This is a genomic window from Halalkalibacter sp. AB-rgal2 (assembly GCF_041821005.1).
In the GTDB taxonomy this organism is placed as follows: Bacteria; Bacillota; Bacilli; order Bacillales; family Bacillaceae_D; genus Halalkalibacter.
The window spans coordinates 40,469-64,732 of sequence record NZ_JBGUAV010000022.1 but is presented as its reverse complement, the minus strand read 5'-3'; the positions used below and the strand labels follow the sequence as shown (position 1 = coordinate 64,732).

The window sequence follows — 24,264 nt, the reverse complement described above, 5'->3', positions numbered from 1 at the left end:
GGAAGTAGGTGAGCGCATTCGAAGCGAATAATTATGGCCATGCTCTTTAATCAAAAAAGCGTATCGACTACCTCGCTATTGCGGAACTTTGTCGACAGGCTAAGACCATTCTGGATTACCAATCCAGAATGGTCTTTTTAGAACAATAAGGATTTAAAAAACTTTGTGTGTTTAATAAGGAAAACATCTCACACTCATCCAACAACTATATTCACAAGCTTACCTGGTACAGCAATGACTTTGCGAACGGATTTATTACCAATCGCTGCTGTAATCTTTTCATCAGCTAAAGCTAATTCTTGCATTCGTTCACGAGATGCATCTGCAGGAATAACAAGCTTAGAACGAACTTTTCCATTTATTTGAGCAACGACTTCAATTTCATTTTCCACTAAAAACGCTTCGTCATAAGATGGCCACTGTTCATATGCAATCGTTTCTGCGTGTCCTAGCTTCTCCCAAAGCTCTTCTGCTAAATGTGGTGTAATCGGTGCAATTATTTTTACAAAGCCCTCCATTAAGTCGCTCGGAAGACGGTCTTGCTTGTAGGCTTCATTTATGAACACCATCATTTGAGAAATCGCCACATTAAAGCGTAGCTCGCTCATATCCTCTGTTACTTTCTTCACCGTTTGATGATAAGCACGAATGAATGCTTCTTCACCTTTTGATGCTTGGATTTTATCGCTAAGCTCTCCTGATTCTTCATTTACATATAAACGCCAAATACGGTCTAAGAAACGACGCGATCCATCTAATCCGTTCGTTGACCACGCAATCGATCCATCTAATGGTCCCATAAACATTTCATATAAGCGAAGTGTATCAGCACCGTGACTCTCTACTACATCATCAGGATTCACAACATTTCCTTTTGATTTACTCATCTTCTCATTGTTTTCACCGAGGATCATGCCTTGATTAAATAGCTTTTGGAATGGCTCCTTCGTTGAAACGACACCAATATCATAAAGAAATTTATGCCAGAAACGAGCGTACAATAAATGCAGTACCGCATGCTCCGCTCCTCCTATATAAATATCAACAGGTAACCACTTTTCTAGCTTTTCCTTGTCAGCAAGCACTCGGTCATTGTGTGGATCTATATAACGTAAATAGTACCAGCAACTCCCCGCCCATTGTGGCATTGTATTTGTTTCACGTCGCCCCTTTTTACCTGTCGTAGGGTCGGTTACCTCTAACCAAGTTGTTTCGTTGGCAAGAGGTGATTCACCTGTTCCAGAAGGGCGAATCTCCTTCATTTTTGGTAACACTAAAGGAAGCTCTTCTTCTGGGACAGTTGTCATTGTCCCATCTTCCCAATGTATAACAGGAATCGGTTCCCCCCAATAACGTTGACGGCTAAATAACCAATCACGTAAACGATACGTTACTTGCTTTTTCCCATACTGATTTGCCTCTAACCATGTGATCATTTGCTTAATTGCTTCTTCTTTACCGAGGCCATTTAAGAATTCGGAGTTAACATGCTCACCATCTCCAGTATATGCCTCTTTGTCTACATTCCCACCAGCAACTACTTCTTGAATCGGTAAATCAAATGCCTTCGCAAACTCATAGTCTCGTTCATCATGAGCAGGAACGGCCATAATGGCCCCTGTTCCATAGCTTGCTAATACATAGTCAGCAATCCAAATAGGTACCTTTGCACCGTTAACAGGATTAACCGCAAATGCCCCAGTAAAGACACCTGTTTTTTCTTTTGATAGCTCTGTTCGCTCAAGGTCGCTCTTTGCCGCTACCTGTTGTTTATATTCTTCTACAACAGACTTCTGCTCATCTGTTGTAACAAGTGTTACAAGCTTATGCTCCGGGGCAAGCACCATATACGTCGCTCCAAACAAAGTATCTGGTCGTGTCGTAAACACTCTTACTTCTTGATCAGCGTGACCATCAACCGAAAAGATGACCTCCGCACCTTCAGAGCGTCCAATCCAATTGCGTTGCATATCTTTAATACTTTCAGGCCAATCCAACTCTTCTAAATCTTCTAACAGTCGATCTGCATAAGCAGTAATTTTCAGCATCCACTGCTTCATCGGGCGACGTTCAACTGGATGGTCGCCTCGTTCACTTTTTCCATCAATCACTTCTTCATTGGCTAACACGGTTCCAAGTGCTGGACACCAGTTCACCGCAACCTCATCAATATAGGCCAATCCTTTTTCATATAGCTTCGTAAAAATCCACTGTGTCCATTTATAATAGGAGGGATCCGTTGTATTCACTTCACGGTCCCAATCATATGAAAACCCAAGAGCTTTAATTTGTCTACGGAAATTGTCAATATTCTGTTTTGTAAATTCCGCAGGATCATTCCCTGTATCTAACGCATATTGCTCTGCTGGTAATCCAAATGCGTCCCAACCCATTGGATGAAGCACTTGATACCCTTGCATACGTTTCATACGGGATAATATATCTGTAGCAGTATAGCCCTCTGGATGTCCAACGTGGAGACCTGCTCCCGAAGGATACGGAAACATATCTAAGGCATAAAATTTCGGTTTATCGTTCCCCTGTTCTTCATTCGTTCGGAACGTGTTATGTTCTTCCCAATACGTTTGCCACTTACGTTCAATTTCCTCATGTGAAAATGCCATCTTTGTTCCTCCTGTATCTAAATTAACCACGACGATTCATAGCCTTTACATGCATAAGCCTTTTATAGCTCTGCTCTGTAGCTAACAAAATCTAAACTTCTAAAAAAACCCCCACCCCTAACAGACGTTAGGGACGAGAGTTATCATCCCGCGGTACCACCCACATTAATGAATACATAGATTCATTCGCTCAAAACGTATATCGGACGTAACCCGTTGAAAAGGTTATGTATACCCTATTTCAAAAACTCCAAGGTAAGTTCACGATCATTGTTCGACTGACTCGCACCACCCGTCAGCTCTCTTAGTTCCCAACTTACGTTACTACTCCTTCTCGACATTCTTGCATTATGAACTTACTAGTATTGTATGAATTCACAGTCGTGCTGTCAAGCTAGCATATTGCTTTAGTGCCATTGACATTCAATAAGCATTTGAAACATGAATCGCTCGTGATAAACTGTTTAAAGAGTCAGTAAAAAAGCTGATCATTTACTTTGTTGATTAAAGGAGTTTCGTATGAGCATTAATCAAACTAAACCAAGCCACTTTGGCGATAAACGATTTTATTCATGGAACCATTATTTAAAGCAACAATTTGGTGAAAGAGTTTTTAAAATCCCTTTAGATGCTGGTTTTGACTGTCCGAACCGTGACGGCCATGTCGCTTTCGGAGGCTGTACCTTTTGTAGTGAACGTGGTTCTGGCGATTTTGCAGGTGACAGACGTGATGATCTAGTTACTCAATTCCATTCAATTAAAGAAAAAATGCATCAAAAGTGGAAGTCTGGAAAATATATTGGGTATTTCCAAGCGTATACCAATACATATGCCCCTGTTGATACATTAAAAAATTATTTTGAAAAGATTCTTGAACAAAAAGGAGTTGTTGGACTTTCCATTGCTACAAGACCAGATTGTCTTCCTGACGATGTCGTGGCTTACTTAGCCGAGTTAAACGAGCGCACGTTTTTATGGATTGAGCTAGGGTTGCAAACGGTCCATGAGAAAACCGCAACAATCATTAATCGAGCCCACAATTATCAATGCTATAAGGAAGGAGTTGAGAAGTTACGAAAGCATGGAATACGAGTATGTAGTCATATCATTAATGGCCTTCCTTTAGAGACCGAGGACATGATGCTGCAAACAGCTGAAGAAGTGGCACATTTAAATGTACAAGGAATAAAAATTCATTTACTCCATTTATTAAAACGAACACCGATGGTTAAACAATATGAAAAAGGATTAGTTCAATTAATGGACTTTGATTCATATATTCGCCTAGTCGTGGATCAATTAGAAATCCTTCCATCAGATATGATCGTACACCGTTTAACTGGGGATGGCCCTGCAGACTTAATGATAGGTCCAATGTGGAGCTTAAATAAGTGGAAGGTCTTAAATGCCATTGAATCCGAATTAACAAATCGAAACAGTTGGCAAGGTAAATATTATCAAATAGAAAAGGAGTTTCAGCAATGAATGTACAAGGAATCCTTCCTTTTGCTCGAACACTTCTAGAAAACACATTAGAAAAAGGCGATATTGCCATTGATTGTACTGTCGGCAATGGACATGACACGGTATTTCTTGCTCAACTCGTTGAAGCAAGTGGACATGTTTATGGATTTGATATTCAAGAAGAAGCCATCAACAAAACGAAACAGCGGTTACGTAAAGAGCACCTTGATCAGGTTACACTCTTCCATTGTGGTCATGAACAGATCGTAACGAAACTTCCCACCGATCACTTGTGCAAAGTCAAAGCGGCTATTTTTAATTTAGGCTACTTACCAGGTGGAGATAAAAGCATCGTCACACAAGGTACAACCACAATTAAGGCGATTAAAGATTTGTTGCAAAAAATGCCTCAAGGGGGGACGATCGTATTAGTGATTTATCATGGTCACCCAGAAGGCAAAAAAGAAAAGGAAACTGTTGAATCATACGTGACGCAAATTAACCAGAAAACAGCCCATGTCCTTAAGTATCAATTTATGAACCAAGTGAATAACCCTCCATACGTCATCGGTATTGAAAAAAGATAACCTTGACAAATGGACAGGCTGTCAAAAATAATAGGAAGAACAGATCATAGCTGTTATACAAAAAAAGGAGTGAACGTAAGTGAGCTTATTAAAAACTATTTTAAATCATAATGAACATTTTGTAGCTTCTGAACAATTTAAACATTATGAAACAACAAAATTCCCAGATAAGAAATTAGTAATTCTAACGTGCATGGATACGAGACTTCATGATTTATTACCTGCAGCGATGAACATTAAACAAGGAGATGCTAAAGTCATTAAAAATGCCGGAGCTGTAATTTCACACCCTTTCGGAAGTGTGATGAGAAGTATTTTAGTAGCCCTTTACGCACTTAAAGCAGACGAAGTGATGATCATAGGCCATCATCAATGTGGGATGGCAGGGTTAGAGTCGTCCAATATTCTCGATATGGCCGAATCTCGTGGAGTGAATATGGAATCAATCAAAGATTTAGAGTTTGTTGGTGTTGATGTTGACAAATTCTTAACTGGTTTTCAAAGTGTAGAAGAAAGCGTTGAGCATAGTGTAAACATTGTTCGCAAACATCCTCTAATGCCTGACGATGTTCCAGTCCACGGACTTGTTATTCATCCTGAAACAGGAAAACTAGACCTTGTGAGCAGTGGCTACAAACTTTAAAAACGAAAAGAAGCTGGGACATAACTAGCGTCAAGAGAAAGGGCGAGACTCCTCCCCGCGGAAAGCGAGGAGGCCACTGAAAAACTTCCGTTTTTCGTGCTAATAAGATTTTAATTGAAAAGAAAAGGCAAATTCCCTCCATTTTCGGATGAGAATTGCCTTTTCTTTTGCTACTTGTTACTCTTTTTCATTCAAAAGCTTTATTATTCTCTTGAGATTCACCGCAAATATCGTGGTAGCAGCTTGAATTTGCATACCAAACAGACCCGAGGATGATGCAATTTTTATCCCGTGTCTCTTTTTTAATTCGCTATTTTTTGCTTCTATTTTATAACGTGACTTTGCCATTTCTTTAAACTCTTCTGTTTGTTGAAAAGCTTCTTGATCAGAATGTTCCTCTGATTTAATCGTCACATAATACGATTTTTGTTTTTGCTCCTTTTTTATAACACCCTTCTTGAAATGGACAGATTTTGCACTTTTCAACATCAAATAAGTATCGGACTCGTGGATTCGTATCTTTCCCTTTTCGTTCATCATATTTTTTGTGAGTAGCCATATGTCAAGCTTTACAAACATACATCCCGGCATCTTTATTAATTAAATTCGAATTCATCATTTTTTCGTGTTCCATGTGTAATGATAGGATGTAGTTTGGAAACAAGGTTCATGTTATTTGTTTTTGCAAATAACATATTGTCTTTTTCAGAGTAGGCTGTTAAATACCCATATATGGACTGAGTGTTATTGTTTCTTCATTTGATATCTATGTACTACCTAAATTATAAAATAAAATGACAGGGAAGTGTTTGATAAAATGAAACTTCAAACTGTAGATAAAAGGCCTTTGAGTTTCCTTTCTCAAAGGCCTTTTTAGACTATTTCTCTTCTTTTCTTTTTATCGTTGAAGAGTAGGGAATTTCTATCTTACCTCTCAACAAAGCGGACGGGATGGGAGGGCCGACTCCTGCAGGAGGGAAGGGCAGGTTGAAATCCACCGGCGCAGCCGGTTAGTTCAATGCCCGCCTGCGTAAAGCGTGCCCCCCATCCCGGGAACGAGGGCAAAGCTCCCTTTCAAGTCCGAAGTAAACGAGCACTTTTTCAGTGGCCTCACATAGAGGAAGGGCGAGACCCCACAGGCTAGCCGAGGAGACTCGGCACCTCCCCGCGGAAAGCGAGGAGGCCACTAAAAAAGTCCTTTCTAGTAACTCAAGGAAGAGTAATGGCTCCGCTCGTTGCGCGCCTTGCTATGAGAAACCCACTCATTGCAAGGCTTTCAAAATCGGGCAACGACTACGCACATTACTTCAAAGCCACTGAAAAAGTTAAAACCAAACTTTTTCAGTGCCCTTGAAAGCGAGTGGCTGGAGCGCAATGGAACGAACCTTTGGCAGCTACATATTCCTTGAAATGTGAGGAGAGCCCAAAATAATAAAAGTCGGTGAGATTTTACGTCAAGTAAAATTTCACCGGCTTTTCATTTCAGAGGAGGGATTTGTCCCAGCCCCTTTTCCTGTGCTTTCAAATCATTCATTTATCGCCTCATCATCCAGTTGTTCAAATAAAAAATAAGCGCAGGCCAGCCACCCATTTTAATCATTTGTTTCGACTGAGCTTTTAGCTGCTTATTTGTTTGAACTTTTTCATCGGCAAGGTACATAGCAATAACACCTTTTAAAATCATACGATGAAACGCCCCATCAGGTAACGAGAGCACGTTATGCTCAGCCTGCTCAACAAAATACGTAAAACGTTCGATCATCTCATCATCATCCTCGTAATAAAACAAAAAGTTTAATTCATCATCGGCAATGTCTTCTTCTTGATCAATGAAATAATCGAGTAATAGATGAACACCTTGTACCCAAGGGAAATAACCATCCTTCAATTCTTTAGCAATTTGATCAGTTAACCCTTCTCTCGTTGAATATGCCGCAAGTGTATACAGCCCTAACGTTGAACCTGTACATGCAGAAAACTCATACCAAGTCATTGTCGGTACAGAATGCTGATGCTTCGAAAACCAGCTTTCCAGTCTTGGAATTCTTTCTTCTTTAATAACATGTTTATGTACTTGCAAATCACCATATAAGCGACTTAACATGAGCATATAAGGCTGTGCAATATCAAAAGAAGGGAATGCTTGTACTAGTCGTTGACAGGTTTCAACTAGCTCTCTTAAATAACCACCATCATTACTCTCCTGATGATAGGCATAATAATCACAATCTTTTGCCTCAGGATTTAATCCATTTAATAACGCTTGATGTAACTGTCTAAAATCATTTGGGTCAAGTGCCGGACTTTGATCACATAAATTATCTAGATAATCACACATCAATTGATAGGCAATCATAAATTGAATAAACTCTTCAAACAGATCTTGATCAGCAAGGAGGCCAAACACTCCTCCCCCTTCACAATGAAATCCTTTTCGATCTAATGCGTCTAATGCTTGAGCTCTCAACTCATCATTAGGAATATCTTTTGCACGCTCTTTCCACTGATCGTAATATGTATGAACAGTAGGTAAAACGCGGCGGTATATGCGATATAGCAATGGAATTGGTTTTGTAGGCACACTCAAAAAGTGATCACCCCTTCTTTCTCTATAAGTTTAGTTGTTCATCGTTCGTCCTTACATACAGTAGCACACAGATAGAGAAGGCTCAATACAAGTGTGATTAAGGTAATAAAAGATTCACAAAACCAATCGCATGACGAAACACTTGTTTCCTCTCAGGCTCATTAAACAATTCATGATACAAGCCTTCCCACTCCTTATAATACTTTTCTTGAGTTAGTAACAAATCAAACCAAGCACGAACCTCTTCCTTATTTACGACATAATCCTCACCTGACTGTAAAACCATCAAAGGGATATCTGGAAGTTTTTCTGGGTAACGATGAGCGAGTCTCATCGCTTTCATCAATTCTTGGTACCACCTTACAGAAACTTTTTTGACACGAAGCTCATCATGTGAATAGCGTTCACGAATCTCTTCATTTCTCGTTAAATGCTCTGTCTTCAAACCTGAGTCAGCACTAAATGTCGGAATAACTCGGTGTAGTAGCTTAGTACTTAGCTCTTTCAATTTAGGCGGAGGTGATGTTAACCCTAAGCACGGTGATGACAAAATTACACCAAGAATCATTGCTGGCTTTCGTTCCATCAACGTTCTAATGACAATTAAACCACCCATACTATGTCCGAATAAGATGATTGGCAGCTGAGAAGCTTTCGCCTCCTCAATCCACTCTTCCACTGTATCTAAATAATAATCAAAAGATGGGATGTGTCCTCTTTTGCCACGCGTTCGTCCTTGTCCTGGTAAATCACCCATTATGACATCAAATCCATGTTCATTAAAACGCTCAGCTAACCATTCATAACGTGCATGATGCTCTCCAGCACCATGAACAACAACAACCGTTCCTCTCGGCTCTTCCACTTCCCATTTCCACATGATGTAGCCTCCTTTGCATGTCTGTAGAAAGTTAGACATCGTAACATGACTTTGCGTTACAATAAGTATAGCGATTTTTCTTACAAACGAAAAGGAGTTGATACTATTGATTTATCCTTATGAAGGAAAAATGCCCAAAATTGCTAATAGTGTTTACTTAGCTGATGGGGTCATTGTATCAGGTGATGTAACAATTGGTGATCTAACAAGTATTTGGTTTCATACAGTAATAAGAGGAGATGTGTCACCTACGATCATAGGAAAGCGAGTCAACATTCAAGATCAATCGATGTTACACCAAAGCCCCGCTTATCCGTTAATCATAGAAGATGATGCAACCATTGGTCATCAATGTATGCTTCATAGCTGTACGATTCGTCAAAAAGCATTAATTGGAATGGGCTCCATTATTCTCGATGGAGCGGAAATAGGCGAAGGGGCCTTTATCGGTGCAGGAAGCTTAGTCCCTCAAGGTAAAGTAATCCCTGCCAATACGTTAGCGTTCGGAAGACCAGCCAAAGTGGTACGTAATTTAACTGCGGATGATATTCAAGACATGACAAGAATTCGAAATGAGTACGTGGAAAAAGGGCAACATTACAAGCATTCTGAGCCTCAAAACAACGACTAACTCTTCCATATTACTACAAACAACAGACAGTAATGCGTGTTAGAAGATTCACTACACCTATATGGGCTGTATCGTATCATTTGCGTCCATACAGCCCCATTTTCACAATCTATAAATAACTTTTACATCTCCTTGATTTTCTCTCAATAATCAACCTTTAAACTATAAGTACGTGTAAGTAACAATCGAATTAGCCAATCACAAGGGAGGAGTCATATTTGTATCGACAACGTTTATATGAAACGGATTGTTCCTTTTTCCACTTTTTTAATCAACAAAACTATTTAACCTCCACCATGAAATATGTGACCCACTTCGGTGGCGCAAGCTTTACCATTCTATTTTCATTAAGTTTAAGCATCTTTGCTTCAGGACCCTTACAACGAACAGGCTGGATTGCCTTATTTGCTTTAATTGTAAGCCATACAGTTGTGAGCTTGATTAAAAAGAGGATTCCAAGGAACCGCCCTTACTTAGTACTACCAAATGTAACAGTAGTTGAAAACCCTTTTAAGGATCATTCCTTTCCATCAGGACATACGACAGCTATCTTTGCGATCATAGTACCATTCATGATTTCCTATCCAATTTTAATTCTTCCACTGTTCTTTGCGGCAGCACTTGTTGGATTATCAAGAATTGTTCTTGGACTTCATTACCCCTCTGATGTATTAGCTGGAGCAATTCTCGGTACTGTATCAGCATTTGGAAGTTATACACTAATGATCCATTTACCTATTATGTAAGCTTGATTAAGGAGGAGTTTAATGAGAGTATCATTATTTACAGATACGTATATCCCTCAAGTCAATGGAGTTGCACGTACATTACACCGGTTTGTCAATCATCTTGAGCGGAGAGGAATTCCTTATCAACTATTTGTTCCTGAATCCATTGAAAAAGAGAATCCATTCGCAAGTAATATACATGCCTTTACAAGCTTTCCTTTTTTTCTGTATCCTGAATGCAGATTAGCTGTTCCAAACATAATTAAACTAAGACAACGTCTCGAAACATTTAAGCCAGACCTTATTCACATTACAACTCCATTTAACATTGGATTAACAGGACTGTACTATGGAAAGAAGTATCATATTCCTATGGTTGGTTCTTACCACACACACTTTGACCACTATTTACGCTATTATAAATTATTATTTATGTCAGATATGCTTTGGAAATATGTGAAATGGTTTTATTCAGGCTTCGAGAAAACCTTCGTTCCATCACTTGAAACGAAAGAACATCTTCTCAATAAAGGTTTTAATTCAGTGGATTTATGGAAACGAGGAGTTGATTGTTCATTATATAACCCGAACAAGCAAAAGCCCTCAACCTCGAAAAGCAAATATACACTTATATACGTTGGAAGGATTGCTCCAGAAAAAGACATGGCGACATTGAGAAAGATTATTAGACAACTTCCTCGTGAAATGAAAAGGCACATTGAATGGGTCATTGTAGGCGACGGACCACTCCTATCCGAAATGAAAGAAGAGTTTAACAGTGAATCTGTTACATTTACGGGATATTTACAAGGAGAAGAGCTTGCTGCTGTTTATGCGAGTGCCGACTTATTTATTTTCCCTTCTACTACCGAAACCTTCGGAAATGTCGTCTTAGAATCACTCGCTTCAGGAACACCAGCTATTGTATCGAATCAAGGTGGCGTAAGAGAAATCGTTGAACATAATAAAACAGGAATAGTATGTGACGCAAAATCTCCTACAAGCTTTATTAACGCTATAACTGACTTAATTCAACACCCTAATAAGCGACGACATTTTGCCCAGCAAGCTCGTTCCTATGCACTTACCCAATCATGGGAAGCCATTTTTGATCAGTTGCTCTTACAATATGAACATGTCGCATTTATAAACAACAAGAAAAAACATCTTGCATAATGATGAATAAAACTGATTATTATTATCAATACTAAAGGTATAACACGGTTACTAAAATACGCCCTAAGCTAGTATGGGCTTGATGGGCGTATTTTCACTTCTCTATTAGTTCCTAGTGAGGCTTAAACGTTTTACAGTCTGTTTCTTCTGTACGCTCCGCTTGTTCGCGGTGACTAACGACATAAATTCGTTCTGCCTCACACTTATTCCCCTGAGACCAATGAACACAGTTATCCACTTCACAAAGTACATCTTGAGCCATTCTGTTCACCTCCTATTCAATAGTTTATCCTGCTTTTTTCCTTGACATACGTCACCATCTCCTCAATGAAGCCACATCATCCGTAAATCCACTTACTTTTCAAGCCTAATACTATAAAAAAAGAAACTGACCTCTTTATAAGGTTAGCTTCTTTGAACAAATTCTATTATATTTCCGCGTTTGCTTTTAACAATTCTGCCTTATCCGTTAATTCCCATGGTAACTCAACATCAGTACGTCCAAAATGTCCATACGCAGCCGTTTGCTTGTAAATAGGACGACGGAGATCAAGCATTTTAATTATACCAGCAGGACGGAGATCAAAATTATTTCTTACAAGTGAAACAAGTGTCTCCTCAACAACTTTGCCTGTCCCAAACGTATTAATTGAAATTGACACAGGCTGAGCCACTCCAATTGCATATGCTAATTGTACTTCACATTTATCAGCAAGACCTGCCGCTACAATGTTTTTTGCAACATATCTCGCAGCATAAGCACCGGATCGGTCAACTTTTGTTGCATCTTTTCCGGAAAATGCACCACCACCGTGACGTGCATAACCACCATATGTATCAACAATAATCTTTCGACCTGTTAAACCAGCATCCCCTTGTGGACCACCGATAACAAAACGGCCTGTTGGGTTAATGAGGTACTTTGTCTTCTCGTCAATTAAGTTCGCTGGTACTACATGATTAATGACATATTCCTTAAGGTTACGTTGAATCTGTTCTAACGTTACTTCAGGATGATGCTGTGTTGATATAACAATCGTATCAACACGAACAGGCTGATCATATTCATCATATTCAACCGTCACTTGCGTTTTCCCATCAGGACGTAAATAAGGGAGAATCTCTTCCTTTCGTACTTCTGTTAAGCGCCGTGCTAGCTTATGACTAAGTGAAATCGGTAAAGGCATTAATTCCTTCGTTTCATTATTCGCATAACCGAACATTAAGCCTTGATCCCCAGCCCCGATTGCTTCAATTTCCTCATCTGTCATATTGCCTTCACGTGCCTCTAATGCTTCATCAACTGCTTGAGCTATATCAGGAGATTGTTCATCGATAGATGTTAATACCGCACACGTTTCAGCGTCAAAACCGTACTTTGCTCGTGTGTACCCAATTCCTTTAATCGTCTCACGAACAACTTTGGGAATATCAACATAAGTACTCGTTGTGATCTCACCAGCAACTAATACTAGTCCGGTTGTAACCGTTGTTTCACAAGCGACACGTGCATTGGGGTCATTTTTCAAAATTTCATCCAAAATGGCATCTGAGATTTGATCACAAATCTTATCTGGGTGACCTTCTGTTACTGATTCTGACGTAAATAAACGACGACTTTGTAATTCTGACATACTTTTCATATCCTCCTTGGCACATCTTCCTTTTTAGGATGTGCTTTTTTTGAGACGGCACTCATTCCCATCAAAAAAAGTAAGGGAATCTCTTTCATAAGATTACACGAAACGATAAGAAAAACAGCAAATCATTCATTTTTTATACACATACATGTGCCATGAATTTATGAATAAGATTGATGTATCACTTTTTCATTTCAAGAGTATCTCACCAAAGGCGTTTTCATACAAATACAATAAAAAACCCTTTTCCTATCAAGAGGAAAAGGGTGTAAATGTTTACCTTTTGCCTCTTATCGTTCAAGGCAAATGCCTTGCAGGTTAGCACCTTTTCACTCTTGGCTATTAAGTGATGGTTGCTGGGCTTCGTCGGGCCTGTCCCTCCGCCAACTCGGGATAAGAGTATCCGTTCGAGGCATATCATATCGCACATCATCGTAAACTGTCAACTATATATTATTAAAAAATTATGAATCAACCAAATTCAGTCAATAATTGCTCGCCTCATCCATTGAGCTGCACTTGCAAGCACTTTTTTTTTGCGCTTCATATGGAAATTGATGTTTAAAGGTTGGATATAGCCACATATCAGCTTGTTTTTTAAATCGATCACAGCTTTTTTTTAAGCGAAAAGCATGCTCTACAGAAACATGCTCATCTAACAAACCATGAATGATTAATACACGTGATTGTAATTGCTCCAGTTTTCCTAACGGAGTCCTCCATTCATATCTCTCTGGATATTTATTCGGAGTTCCTCCGACAACACGTTTCATCATCCTTCTTAGATCAACACGTTCTTCATATGTAAGCTTCATGTCTGAAACACCATTCCAGCACGTAATCGTTTTCGCATTAGATCTCTCCATTCCCGTTAGTAAAGCCATTGTACCTCCTCTTGAAAATCCTACAATATGAATAGAGTGGCGATTAACTGAATCTAATGACTCTAAAACATCAAATGCTGAAATCGCATCTTGACGGTCCTCTCCACAAAAATCCTCTCTGCCTTCCCCACCAAAATTACCGCGATAAAAAGGGGCCATTACGACCATTCCTTCAGATGCCCATTGAATAACACGTTCGATTCTAACCATACCGACACGTTTAATGCCACCACGTAAATAAAGTAACCCAGGAAGCTTATTCTGATTACGAGGAGTAGCTAGATAAGCCTTTACACGTAATCCTTGACTACAATATGTGATTTCCATAAGCTCAATAGCAGAATGAGGAGATTTCAAATTCGTCTGACTTATAATCATGTTGTCAAGCCTTCCCTCTTCAACCAACTTAATGTAGCAGGAAGTACATCATCCTTCATAATAAAACTGTATCGATTATCATGTTTAATATTCTCGGGAAATTGTTTTACTAAAACCGGTCCTCCCGTTTCTCCGTAATCTTCCTTTGATTCAACATCTATAACTTCAGCAAAGAAAATAGCTTTATGAAATTCATGATCAATCTCATTAACAACATAAAATCCACAATACTTTAGTTGAGATAAAATAGCACCTGTCTCTTCCCATACCTCACGAAAAGCTGCTTCTTCAAGTGATTCTCCTTTTTCCTTCTTACCGCCTGGAAATTCTAATCCTCTACTGCAATGGTTCGTCACTAACCATTTCTGTTTAAATCGGCAAAAGACCAAAACATGTTCAGGTTCAATGGTAAAGTCTTCTCCAAGTCGTAAATGAACGAGACATCCATTTTGATCCATACATTGAATCATGCTCCACGTTACCACCTTCCACTAAAAATACGGTGTTCTTTAAGCAATGTGCGAAACTGTTGTCCATTTTGAAGAGCTTGATACGGGTAGGTATCTCGTATCAAGTGAGCAACGAATGAAGCCATTGCTAGTCAAATCAAAGGGACTGAAAAGTTGATTTGTACTTTTTCAGGTGGCCTCTGTTATCTAACTTATTCAGTGCCCTCGTGTTCTTTGTTTCCATCGCATTTTATCATGTCTATTACAGAAAAAAAACTGCAAATGCAGTTTTTCTTTTTAGATATCAATTTCAAAAACAAATTCATTTCACCACAACTACACCATTGCTTCAATATGTCCTAGAATAAATATTCCTTCAATCCCATGTAATTTTTATTTTTTGTTCAGGTTTAATCATTAGAAGCGCGACAACTAATGCGAGTATGCAAATTCCAGCATTGAGTAAGAAAGTAAAGGCATGTGTTGTTTTCATTAACATGGAGAAAACAGGAGGACCTAAAGCGACTCCTCCAAAACGCATACTACTATAAAGCGACGTAATCGAACCTCGCTGGGCCATCTCTATCCCTTCCGTTACTAGGGCATCTAAACTAGGAAGAGCGATGCCAATACCTACTCCACTTACTAATAAAGCTGTTAACAGTAAATAGATATCTTGAGAAAATGACATCGCAAATAATGCAATCGTTAATAAACTCACCCCAAACACCGTCATCCATTTCATTTTTTGTTTATCCTGTCCGATCACTTTACCGGTCGCAAATGATGCACAGCAAAGTGCCGCTAAAGGAATAGCTAATATAATGCCTTTCTTAATTCCATCAATTTGATGAGATTTTTCTAATAAATCTGATAAATAAAATAGTACCCCGAAGAGTACAAACATGCTAATTCCACCAACTATAAAAACAGCATATAACCATTTACCTTCTTGTTTAAAAATAAGAAGCAAGCTTTTTATAAACGCTTTAAAAGCTAACGGTTTTTCTTTCATCTTTGGTTCCTTCACCAATAAGCTTAACGCGATGATCGAAATAAAACAAAAAATTGGTATTGCGAAAAAAGGCATATACCAAACAATAAGTGCTAAGGCAGCTCCTAGTATAGGACTTAGCACCTTTCCTAATGTGTTAGAGGTTTCAATAATCCCTAGACCTCTACTAACATCCTTCTCTTCTGTAAACATATCTCCAACAAGTGGCATGACAATCGGGGCAGCTCCAGCAGCACCAATTCCTTGTAAAAGCCTTCCAAATACTAACACTGAATAAGGATCATTCATTTTCCAGCTAGCGAAAGCGGAAATGCCTCCTCCTATCGCTGTTATAACTAAGCTAGGAATAATTACTCTTTTTCTCCCAATTCGATCTGAAACGTACCCCGCAATGGGAATACATAATATCGCCACAATCGAATAAACCGTAATAAGCATGCTTACTTGAAAAGATGAAATTTGTAGCTCCCTTTCAATCTGAGGAAGAACGGGAATCAGCATAGAATTTCCTAAAGTCATGACTAGTGGGATCGATGAAATTGATATGATATCCCATGTTTTCTTCTCTTCCATGAATGAGTTCCTCCATCCTACGAGCATATTAACCTTTTTAGTATGGGGAGGTTCTCACATTCTATTCACCATTACTCTAACGAATAGCGACCACCTTTACGCAATGTTTGATACAATTCATCAAGCGTTCTTTGCGAATATTCAATTAAATTTTGCCGCCTGTTTCCAAACTCCTCAAGTAGCTCTTGACCTTTAAAGCCTTCATTCACAATGTCCTCTAAAACATCAGCTAATAGATCATCCTTTTTAAAAGCTAATTCACCTTTTAGCAAAATACTCATTTGTCCTGATAAAGGAGTAACTGATTCAACATTTGTGATCATCGCTGCAGGATGATTATCCTTGCTCGTAATCACAACATCAACAAGGATATTTCCTCTTCTCTCATAGATCATTTGAAAATATTTAGCTTGATCTTTGTCCACAATTGCTTCAATATACCATGCATGTGGGTTAGCCATATTTATAATTAATCCATCTTCAATTGGGACCATTTTCTGTTCAACTTGTCCTTTTTTACCATCAAGTACACATAGTGAAATTAATTTAAACGTTTTCATATTCATCTCCTTTCTAGATTGCAAAAAGGGCTGCTACTTAATCATACAATATTGTACGTAACAACCCTTTACTTAGCACATTTATGAACTTTTCACTCCTCGATAAAAATCCTCATACTCTTTTTCTTCAGCCCACTGTAGCAATGACTTCTCCTCGTTTGTTAATTCCCGACCTAATTTTTTCTGGAAATCCATTAACATCTCTAAATACAGACTTTTCATTACCATGGAATAAAACCTCTTTTCTAAAAATAGTGGTCCTTACATAGTTCTGAATGAATGAGTATGAACAGACTCTTGTTGGTGCAAAATAGTGGCTACTTTTAATAGAACGATAAAAATATCATTATTAGGTACACTCTATTGCACGTTCATAGGCTTCGATTAAAAAGTAAACTCTAACTCTTCCATAGTTGATCATACGATTTCTTCCACTTTTCGAGTGCTTCTTGAATGGTCGCTCTTGGACAAGCAATATTCATCCTCTCAAAGTCGTTCCCTTCCTCTCCAAAGATTGATCCTGGATTTAGCGCTAACCCAACTTCATTGATTAACCAACTTTTTCTCTCTTGTGGTGTAAATGGCAATTGAGAACAATCAATCCAAATTAAATACGTTCCTTCTGATGGAAGCACACGCACTTTCGGCATATGTTCAGTAATAAATTGCTTAATGTAACCGTAATTAGCCTCAACATAATCCATTAGTCCTTCAAGCCACACCTCACCATGATTATAAGCAGCTTCCGTGGCAACTTCAGCAAAAGAATTAGTCATATTAGCAAATGATGCCGCTAAATGCTGAGTTAATATATTTCGCATTTTCTTATTTTCAGCAACAACATATGACGTTTGAATACCAGCTAAGTTAAAGGTTTTACTAGGTGCCAAGCACGAAAATGTTCTTTGTGCAGCATCCTCGTTTACTGACGCAAACGGAATGTGTCTTTGTCCTTTAAACAGTAAATCTGCATGTATTTCATCAGAAACAACAAGAAGATCATATTTTTGACAAATTGAAGCGAGCGCTTCTAATTCTGCACGCTTCCAAACCCTACCTACTGGGTTGTGTGGATGACATAAAACAATCATCTTTGTTCGATCGCTTATGACCGATTCCAAATGCTCTAAATCCATTGTATACGTATTGCCATCAAATGATAAAGGGTTCCTCACAAGCTTACGATTATTTTTGTTCACTACATCATAAAAAGGGTAATAAACTGGTGTTTGAATAATCACTTCATCTTCCGGCTCTGTAAACGCCTGGATAATATAGCTAATCGTCGGAACAATTCCAGCAGTATAAATAATTGAATCCTTTTGAATTTCCCAATCATAACGACGTTTCAACCAATTTACAACTGCATGATCTACTCTATCTGAATGAGCAGGGTAACCAAAAATACCATGCTCCACTTTTTTATGTAGGGCATCTAATATTTCTTGAGGTGCCCGAAAATCCATATCAGCTACCCATAACGGTAATAAATTATCTCCACCAAACCGTTGCTTTGTCATGTCCCATTTCATTGAGTCCGTACCACGTCGATCAATGACTTCATCAAATTGAAAACTCATCCTTACACTTCCTTCCAAAATATAAAACACTCTACTTACATTTAATGATTTTTACGTTATCAGGTCAATAGTTACTATTCAACAAACATGCACTGATTTCCTTTTTTAGAGAATAAAATGGTCTACTATGATGAGTCTGAAACATAAGTAAAGTGTTCCTTTCTATAGAAAAACAATCAAACATGCGAGCGAACATTTCACTCTGATCGCGGCTTCGAGCATACACTTCTCTTTCCACGGATGACTTCATATTGTTCCTTTGACTAAAAACACTTTTATAAAACCTCATCGTAAATAATACATTTGCGGTATACGTAAAGGACGACAATCCTGAAGCAAAGATCCCCCAATAAATATAACAAGCTGACAATCAATTACTTTTAGCATAAACATCCCTCCTCATATAACTTATGAAAAGGAGGGCTTGGTTGATATCTATCCTACGCTAACACCGTTCCATAACTACAATTTCACGTAATAATCACCTGCTTCAATCATTCCTCTACTGTGTTCTATCCTTTCAATACTTTCATCCGAGCAATATACTACATGTTCATCCGCTTGATTCATAATCTCCTGCACTTCATTAATCCTGCCCTTTTTTCCTTCGTATACAAACTTATGTAGCTGATCTCTACTTATAATTTTTACACCTGTCGCACTAGCTAGCTTCCTACAAGGTAATGACACATGATCTGTATTTGTCATAACAAGGGCAACATCTGCTGCATAATAGGCTTTTGCAGCATAAACTTCTTGAACAGCATCGAGCCCTAATTTATCTGATAACCTCTTTGCTTGTACAACTACTTTTTCACCATCAAGGTCTGTAAAAGTAAGATCCGCACCAAAATCCCGACTACTCTTCGTAATTGATGTATGATCAAACCCGATACTTGCAAACATCACATATAAATAATGCTCGAATTCATATCCAGTCATTCGATCAATATCATTCATTGTTATTTTTCTGACATCATATCTTTTCTTTTTACTTCGAAATAAAAAAACGATTAATAATGAAATAATGACAACCGCAATTATTGACAGAATACGATAATCCCAAAACCATTCTTGATCCATCTCATTCTCCTAACTTTGCATAATTTTCACATACATGGGGACGTTAACAATAAGGAGTGACATAATGATGAAAAAAACTGACAAAAGAAAGTGGTCATATAGTCCTATTCTTCTTTTTCTTATTACATACCTAATTGTACAACTATATCATATTAACTTTTTCCTATTATGTATCCCCTTATCACTTACTATCCTACTCATTATTATATCCTTTTTCCAAAGACAGCTACGCCTTCACACAACGAAAAGGGAGCACGAGTCAAAAAACACATTGAAGAAAGAAGATTTTAAACAACTGCTCTCTTTTCTTTTTAAAAAGCAAGGTTATTCTGTTAGTAATGTAAAAGGACGACCACCAATCGCTGATTTAATTTTACGAAAAAAAGGACTAAAAGCTACCGTACATCTTATTAGTAGTAAAGAGCTCTTTTCTACTAGCCAATTAAAACAGTTACATGAGAATAGAATTGCATTGAATGCCCACCAAAGCTTCATTGTAACAAATCAACATTTCTCACAAGAAGTAAAGAAAGAGGCAATAGCACAAAAATTTATACTCATGGATTACGACACCGTCGAAGAAATGCTCTCGTCAATCGCAACAGAAAAAAGGAAGCACCGCTTTATCTTTCGCGTACGCTCCCTTTTAACAAAATACTAAGACGAATTTCAACTAATAAAAGTACACCTCTAGCCTTTTTAGAAACAGGAGAAGCACTCCTTAGAAACTTCTCCTTTTAGACTCTTACAATTTAAACTTATTAATTTGTTCTTCCAAGTCGCTCATCGTTTCGGCTAAGTCTTGAGCCAAGTGACCAAGTTGAATCGCTGCAGCAGCCTGTTCCTCTGTAGTTGCTGTCACTTCTTCCGTAGTTGAAGATGAGACTTCTGCAACCTTCACCATCTCTTCTATCGCTTGACCAACTCGGTCCTTTGTTCCGTTAATCTTATGAATAGATTGTTCAATATCTTGGATCTCTGTAATAATTGATCCTGTATCCTCAATGATTTTATTGAAGGATTCTCTTGTCTCACCAATTGCAGACGTTTGTTCATCAAATAATACAATTGATTGATTAACAAGATCCACAGATTCATCTGTTACACCTAAAATATTCGAGATCACATTTTCAATTTGTATCGTAGATTGTTTTGACTTTTCAGCAAGCTTACGTATTTCAGCAGCTACTACTGCGAAGCCTTGTCCAGCTGACCCACCTGCTCGGGCAGCTTCAATACTTGCGTTTAACGACAATAAATTCGTTTGATCACTAATATTTCGGATTAATTCAATAATTTGACGAATCTCGGCTACATCTCCACTTAATTTCACAATAGTTGATTCAACACTCTTAATATTTTCACCAACAGCCGAATTCTTGTCGGTTAGCCCTTGCATAGATTGTAGGGAGCCTCTGCTTAACTCTTGCGTCTTCACTGTAGCATTCGATACATTTTGCACATATTTCGTTACGCCTTCAATTTCATCAGACAAAACATTCATTTCCTTATTTGTATTCTCTGAATAATTTACTTGCTCTACGGCACCTTTTGCTAATTCTTCAATAGCAGCAGCTACTTGCTCTGCTGTTTCAGACGATTCTGAGGAGATTTTATTTAAGTTTTCCGCACTATCAACAGCACTTTTTGATACTTTTTTATTTTCATAAATGATCGCTTTAAAATTAGCTACCATTTTGTTAAAGCTACGTCCTAATTGTCCAATTTCATTCGAATATAAGTATTTAGATTTAACCTTCAAATCACCATTCTCAGCAACCTTCATTAAGTTCATAAGTTGATTTAACGGTTTCGTAATCGTTAAAGTTAAGAAGAAACCGACGACTATCGATATGAGAGCAAATATTCCGATTACAACATAAACAAGGTAATAGACACTGTTCATTTCTCTTAGTAAAAATTCCTCAGGAGTCGTAACACTAATTGTCCAACCTGTTGATCCTTCGTTTTCTGAAACAAGCTGCCCATCCGTTTCCACGCTACTCTCAAAGTTTTCTCCAACTAATTCTCTTTCATTACTTGATACAATTTGTCCTTCACTATCTATAACATATATATTTTGCCCAGAGCTTGCATCAAATTGGTCAAAAATCCCACTAAATGCAGAGCGATTTACACTTAAAACCAAAAACCCTAAATCATTACCGAATGATCCCGTTAACCGTCTTAGCACATACATATGACCGTAGTGGTCCTGATATCCAGTTAACCAAACAGCCCGATTTGATGCTTGTTCACTCAGGCGTTCTAAATCATTCTCGATAAAGGCATTCGTATCAAATTCTGAATTTCTCGAGCCCATTACCGTTCCATCATTTGTTACAAAAAAGAAATTATTAAAGTGATTATATGAAAATATTAAAGATGAAAAATAAGTGCTTACATCTGATTGCGCTCGCATTTGTTCAAATTGGTCTTCATACTCTTCGCTTAATGTATCCATTAAATCAGAATTGGAAAATGGAAGCATTGTTACCTTTTCAGCTTCTGCTATAACTGTATCCACACTATAAGTAACTTGACCTGCTATTTCTTCACTCATCGTGGCCGTCTTATCAAAGATCGTTTCTTTTGATATGTAATAAACGAAGTTACCAACAACAACACTCGGAATAACACTAAATAAAATAAAAAATACGATTAATTTCACTTTCAATGTCATCCGTTTTTCAACTTTTCCATCCGGTTGATTCGTTCGTTCTTGTTGTTGTCTCTTTAAAAATGAAAAACGATTCTTTTTGTGCATTTGCTCACGATTTGAAAAACGTTGCTGAATTTTGTCTTTAATCCTTTGAAACCAGCTCTCCTTGTTGGAGATTTGAATGCTTTCTTTCCTGAAACGGTTAAGCAGCTTTCTCATATGTATCCCCCTCTACTCTCTCGGCTTAATCATCCGCTTTCATTTTGTATGATTTAATTAGGACAATAGTTTGTTCATTTTCTTAAAACAAACTTCGATCTGACAACGCTTTCACATCATACAAAAGATTCATTTCTTTATAACTAATTATTTATAATTTAACTATAACTGACGACCGATAGACCGTCAATAACAGAACTTACTTAATGAAACTTTATACCTAATTATTACTCAAAAAAAAGGTAAGAGCATTATCGCTCTTACCTTTTAACGATATCGTTTTATTATTGATTCACAACTTGCTCACGCGCTGGAGCCCATTTACTATTTAAATCATCCATAATGTCATCAAATGACTCATTACGGTTACCAATCGCAGCTTCAATAATACGTTGCTTGAAGTTTGCTTGCCAGAATCCTACTTCTGAAATGTTATCAATGTCATCTAGCCAGCCTTCTTCACCTTCTCTATGAGTTGCATCTGAAATAAACTCTACACCTAGTTCCTCAAATGCAGCAAGTGTATCTGGGAAATCTTCACCTACAATAGGTGAAATTCCACCTTGATCAAATGCATAACCTGACTCATGGGTAAACCAATCAATCCAAGCTCTAGCAGCCTCTTTATGATCAGAATTCACATTAATTGCAAGATTAAAGTCTCCACCTACTACTGAATAAACAGTTCCATCATCTTGAGTATAAGGGAATGGCATATATCCGATTACATCTGAATCATATCCTGAAGCCTCTGCCGTTTCTTGCATTTGCACGATCGCCCAAGAACCTAAAACCATCGCACCAATCTCACCATCAGCTAACATTTGTTTTGAAAGCTCCCAATCAGTCGTCAACGGATCAGATTCAATTAATCCTTGATTCGCAGCATCATACATAACTTTGTAAAGAGTATAATGTGGCTCTCCTTCAGAGAATGGAGCTTCTGTATCGATTAGGTCGTTAATAAACTGTTCATCACCAGCAATTGAAAGTCGGTTTGGCTCCCACTGATCTAGAGGCCAAGCATCGCCATAATTCGTGTATAAAGGAATGGCATCCGTGTTGTCCTTAATAGCTTGCAATGCTTCGATAAATTCATCTGGAGTTGCTGGAATATCAGTAATTCCCGCTTCTTCAAAAACTTCAGTATTATAAACAATTCCATTTGCATTTACGACAATCGGAATACCGTAAGACAAACCTTCATAAGCAAAATCATCAGCAAACAAATATTCCTCAAGTTGTTCATCTACTGTTCCAAGCGGTTCAAAGAAATGTGGTAAATCTCCAGGAACAACACTATCTGGAATCAGCAATACATCACCATAGTCTTGTGTATTCATACGAATTTGTACTTGACCTTGATAATCTGTTATTGCTTCAAAGCTTAAGTTAATATTCGGATAAACTTCGTTGAAACGTTCTCTGTAATCTTGCTCAAATACTGTATCATTGATATCAGTACGTTGATGAAGAATAGTAATATCTCCTTCAATATCTTCAGGAGCTGTTGCTTCACCTGAATCGGCCTCTTCCGTATCATTTTCATCTGTTGTACCTTCATCATCGGTGTCACCACCACCACAAGCTACTATGAACATTGCCATTGCAGCCAAAGCAAGTGCTAACCAAAATTTCTTTGTCATTCTATTTACCCCCTGTGTCACACAAATTAGTTTATCGTTGAATCAAAAATTACGTTACAAGATTCAACAATTTCATTTTATAGTGGCAACGCTTTCAAGTCAAGCGGTTTTTAAAACTTTTTTTAACCTATATAAACCCTTTTATATCAATGGTTATACTATCACTCTCTTTTATAATTAAGTAAACGGTAAATTTCAGTTAATTCAGTTTATATACTTTTTTAAGTAAAAAGACTGGAACATACCAAAGTGTTC

The 24,264-nt window shown here is 38.0% G+C and carries 21 protein-coding genes, 1 pseudogene, 1 riboswitch and 1 other annotated feature; of the genes and pseudogenes, 7 read left to right on the top strand and 15 right to left on the bottom strand.

What is annotated here, in order from left to right:
- Window positions 1-194: 194 nt before the first annotated feature.
- Window positions 195-2,624, bottom strand: a complete 2,430-nt coding sequence (leuS, locus tag ACERJO_RS15785; protein WP_247104638.1) for a leucine--tRNA ligase — start codon at window positions 2,622-2,624, stop codon at window positions 195-197.
- Between the two features lie 126 nt (window positions 2,625-2,750).
- Window positions 2,751-2,971: a binding site (T-box leader), on the bottom strand.
- A 172-nt stretch (window positions 2,972-3,143) separates the two neighbouring features.
- Here leuS and mnmL point away from each other — a divergent pair.
- The 3 genes from mnmL to ACERJO_RS15770 all read left to right on the top strand — a co-directional run bounded on the left by mnmL (window position 3,144) and on the right by ACERJO_RS15770 (window position 5,318).
- Entirely contained in the window at window positions 3,144-4,109 is a 966-nt protein-coding gene (mnmL, locus tag ACERJO_RS15780; RefSeq protein ID WP_373648104.1) for a tRNA modification radical SAM protein MnmL/YtqA, read from the top strand.
- Window positions 4,106-4,675 (top strand): tRNA 5-(aminomethyl)-2-thiouridylate-methyltransferase MnmM, encoded by a 570-nt coding sequence (gene mnmM / locus ACERJO_RS15775; protein ID WP_247104636.1) that lies wholly within the window; start codon window positions 4,106-4,108, stop codon window positions 4,673-4,675. Before mnmL ends, mnmM begins: the two co-directional genes overlap by 4 nt.
- A 79-nt stretch (window positions 4,676-4,754) precedes the next feature.
- Window positions 4,755-5,318 carry a beta-class carbonic anhydrase gene (locus ACERJO_RS15770; RefSeq protein ID WP_247104635.1) on the top strand — a complete coding sequence of 188 codons (564 nt, stop codon included), beginning with the start codon at window positions 4,755-4,757 and terminating at the stop codon, window positions 5,316-5,318.
- A gap of 177 nt (window positions 5,319-5,495) precedes the next feature.
- Here the strand turns inward: ACERJO_RS15770 and ACERJO_RS15765 are convergent.
- From ACERJO_RS15765 to ACERJO_RS15755, 3 genes and pseudogenes are all read right to left on the bottom strand, one after another.
- A pseudogene (locus ACERJO_RS15765) lies at window positions 5,496-6,037 on the bottom strand (transposase); the annotation flags it as partial.
- Window positions 6,038-6,852: 815 nt separating this feature from the next.
- On the bottom strand, window positions 6,853-7,899 hold the full coding sequence (locus ACERJO_RS15760) for a tetraprenyl-beta-curcumene synthase family protein (RefSeq protein WP_308446077.1): 1,047 nt from the start codon (window positions 7,897-7,899) through the stop codon (window positions 6,853-6,855).
- A 103-nt stretch (window positions 7,900-8,002) separates the two neighbouring features.
- On the bottom strand, window positions 8,003-8,785 hold the full coding sequence (locus ACERJO_RS15755) for an alpha/beta hydrolase (protein ID WP_373648103.1): 783 nt from the start codon (window positions 8,783-8,785) through the stop codon (window positions 8,003-8,005).
- A gap of 106 nt (window positions 8,786-8,891) precedes the next feature.
- On the opposite strand from ACERJO_RS15755, the gene ACERJO_RS15750 reads away from it, so the two are divergent.
- The 3 genes from ACERJO_RS15750 to ACERJO_RS15740 all read left to right on the top strand — a co-directional run bounded on the left by ACERJO_RS15750 (window position 8,892) and on the right by ACERJO_RS15740 (window position 11,320).
- A complete protein-coding gene (locus tag ACERJO_RS15750; RefSeq protein ID WP_247104632.1) occupies window positions 8,892-9,416 on the top strand; it encodes a gamma carbonic anhydrase in 525 nt (174 codons plus the stop codon).
- A gap of 218 nt (window positions 9,417-9,634) precedes the next feature.
- Window positions 9,635-10,162 (top strand): phosphatase PAP2 family protein, encoded by a 528-nt coding sequence (locus ACERJO_RS15745; protein WP_247104630.1) that lies wholly within the window; start codon window positions 9,635-9,637, stop codon window positions 10,160-10,162.
- A 21-nt stretch (window positions 10,163-10,183) separates the two neighbouring features.
- Complete coding sequence (locus ACERJO_RS15740) at window positions 10,184-11,320, top strand: glycosyltransferase family 4 protein (RefSeq protein ID WP_247104628.1); 1,137 nt, start codon at window positions 10,184-10,186, stop codon at window positions 11,318-11,320.
- Window positions 11,321-11,432: 112 nt separating this feature from the next.
- Here ACERJO_RS15740 and ACERJO_RS15735 read toward each other — a convergent pair whose 3' ends face one another.
- The 9 genes from ACERJO_RS15735 to ACERJO_RS15695 form a co-directional block, all read right to left on the bottom strand.
- The gene (locus ACERJO_RS15735; protein WP_081728101.1) at window positions 11,433-11,582 is read right to left on the bottom strand and encodes a DUF1540 domain-containing protein; all 150 of its coding nucleotides are present in this window, start codon (window positions 11,580-11,582) and stop codon (window positions 11,433-11,435) included.
- 166 nt (window positions 11,583-11,748) lie between these two features.
- Window positions 11,749-12,954, bottom strand: a complete 1,206-nt coding sequence (metK, locus tag ACERJO_RS15730) for a methionine adenosyltransferase (RefSeq protein WP_247104627.1) — start codon at window positions 12,952-12,954, stop codon at window positions 11,749-11,751.
- Between the two features lie 293 nt (window positions 12,955-13,247).
- Window positions 13,248-13,360, bottom strand: a riboswitch (SAM riboswitch).
- 85 nt (window positions 13,361-13,445) lie between these two features.
- The gene (locus ACERJO_RS15725) at window positions 13,446-14,222 is read right to left on the bottom strand and encodes an alpha/beta hydrolase family protein (RefSeq protein ID WP_373648102.1); all 777 of its coding nucleotides are present in this window, start codon (window positions 14,220-14,222) and stop codon (window positions 13,446-13,448) included.
- A complete protein-coding gene (gene ytkD, locus ACERJO_RS15720) occupies window positions 14,219-14,692 on the bottom strand; it encodes an RNA deprotection pyrophosphohydrolase (RefSeq protein WP_247104625.1) in 474 nt (157 codons plus the stop codon). The genes ACERJO_RS15725 and ytkD overlap by 4 nt, the downstream gene beginning before the upstream one ends.
- A 355-nt stretch (window positions 14,693-15,047) precedes the next feature.
- Window positions 15,048-16,259: a bacillibactin exporter BcbE gene (gene bcbE / locus ACERJO_RS15715; protein ID WP_247104624.1), complete on the bottom strand. Its 1,212-nt coding sequence runs from the start codon at window positions 16,257-16,259 to the stop codon at window positions 15,048-15,050.
- Window positions 16,260-16,330: 71 nt separating this feature from the next.
- Window positions 16,331-16,819: a YwpF family protein gene (locus ACERJO_RS15710; RefSeq protein WP_247104623.1), complete on the bottom strand. Its 489-nt coding sequence runs from the start codon at window positions 16,817-16,819 to the stop codon at window positions 16,331-16,333.
- A gap of 81 nt (window positions 16,820-16,900) precedes the next feature.
- On the bottom strand, window positions 16,901-17,047 hold the full coding sequence (locus tag ACERJO_RS15705) for a hypothetical protein (protein WP_247104622.1): 147 nt from the start codon (window positions 17,045-17,047) through the stop codon (window positions 16,901-16,903).
- Window positions 17,048-17,217: 170 nt separating this feature from the next.
- Window positions 17,218-18,399, bottom strand: a complete 1,182-nt coding sequence (locus tag ACERJO_RS15700; protein WP_247104620.1) for a MalY/PatB family protein — start codon at window positions 18,397-18,399, stop codon at window positions 17,218-17,220.
- A gap of 462 nt (window positions 18,400-18,861) precedes the next feature.
- The gene (locus tag ACERJO_RS15695) at window positions 18,862-19,482 is read right to left on the bottom strand and encodes a restriction endonuclease (protein ID WP_373648101.1); all 621 of its coding nucleotides are present in this window, start codon (window positions 19,480-19,482) and stop codon (window positions 18,862-18,864) included.
- A 64-nt stretch (window positions 19,483-19,546) separates the two neighbouring features.
- Between ACERJO_RS15695 and ACERJO_RS15690 the strand changes: the two genes are divergently transcribed.
- Window positions 19,547-20,143: a restriction endonuclease gene (locus tag ACERJO_RS15690; RefSeq protein WP_373648100.1), complete on the top strand. Its 597-nt coding sequence runs from the start codon at window positions 19,547-19,549 to the stop codon at window positions 20,141-20,143.
- An 84-nt stretch (window positions 20,144-20,227) separates the two neighbouring features.
- Here the strand turns inward: ACERJO_RS15690 and ACERJO_RS15685 are convergent, their stop codons facing one another.
- Window positions 20,228-22,363 carry a methyl-accepting chemotaxis protein gene (locus ACERJO_RS15685; RefSeq protein ID WP_247104614.1) on the bottom strand — a complete coding sequence of 712 codons (2,136 nt, stop codon included), beginning with the start codon at window positions 22,361-22,363 and terminating at the stop codon, window positions 20,228-20,230.
- 284 nt (window positions 22,364-22,647) lie between these two features.
- The gene (locus tag ACERJO_RS15680; protein ID WP_373648099.1) at window positions 22,648-24,009 is read right to left on the bottom strand and encodes an ABC transporter substrate-binding protein; all 1,362 of its coding nucleotides are present in this window, start codon (window positions 24,007-24,009) and stop codon (window positions 22,648-22,650) included.
- Window positions 24,010-24,264: the final 255 nt, after the last annotated feature.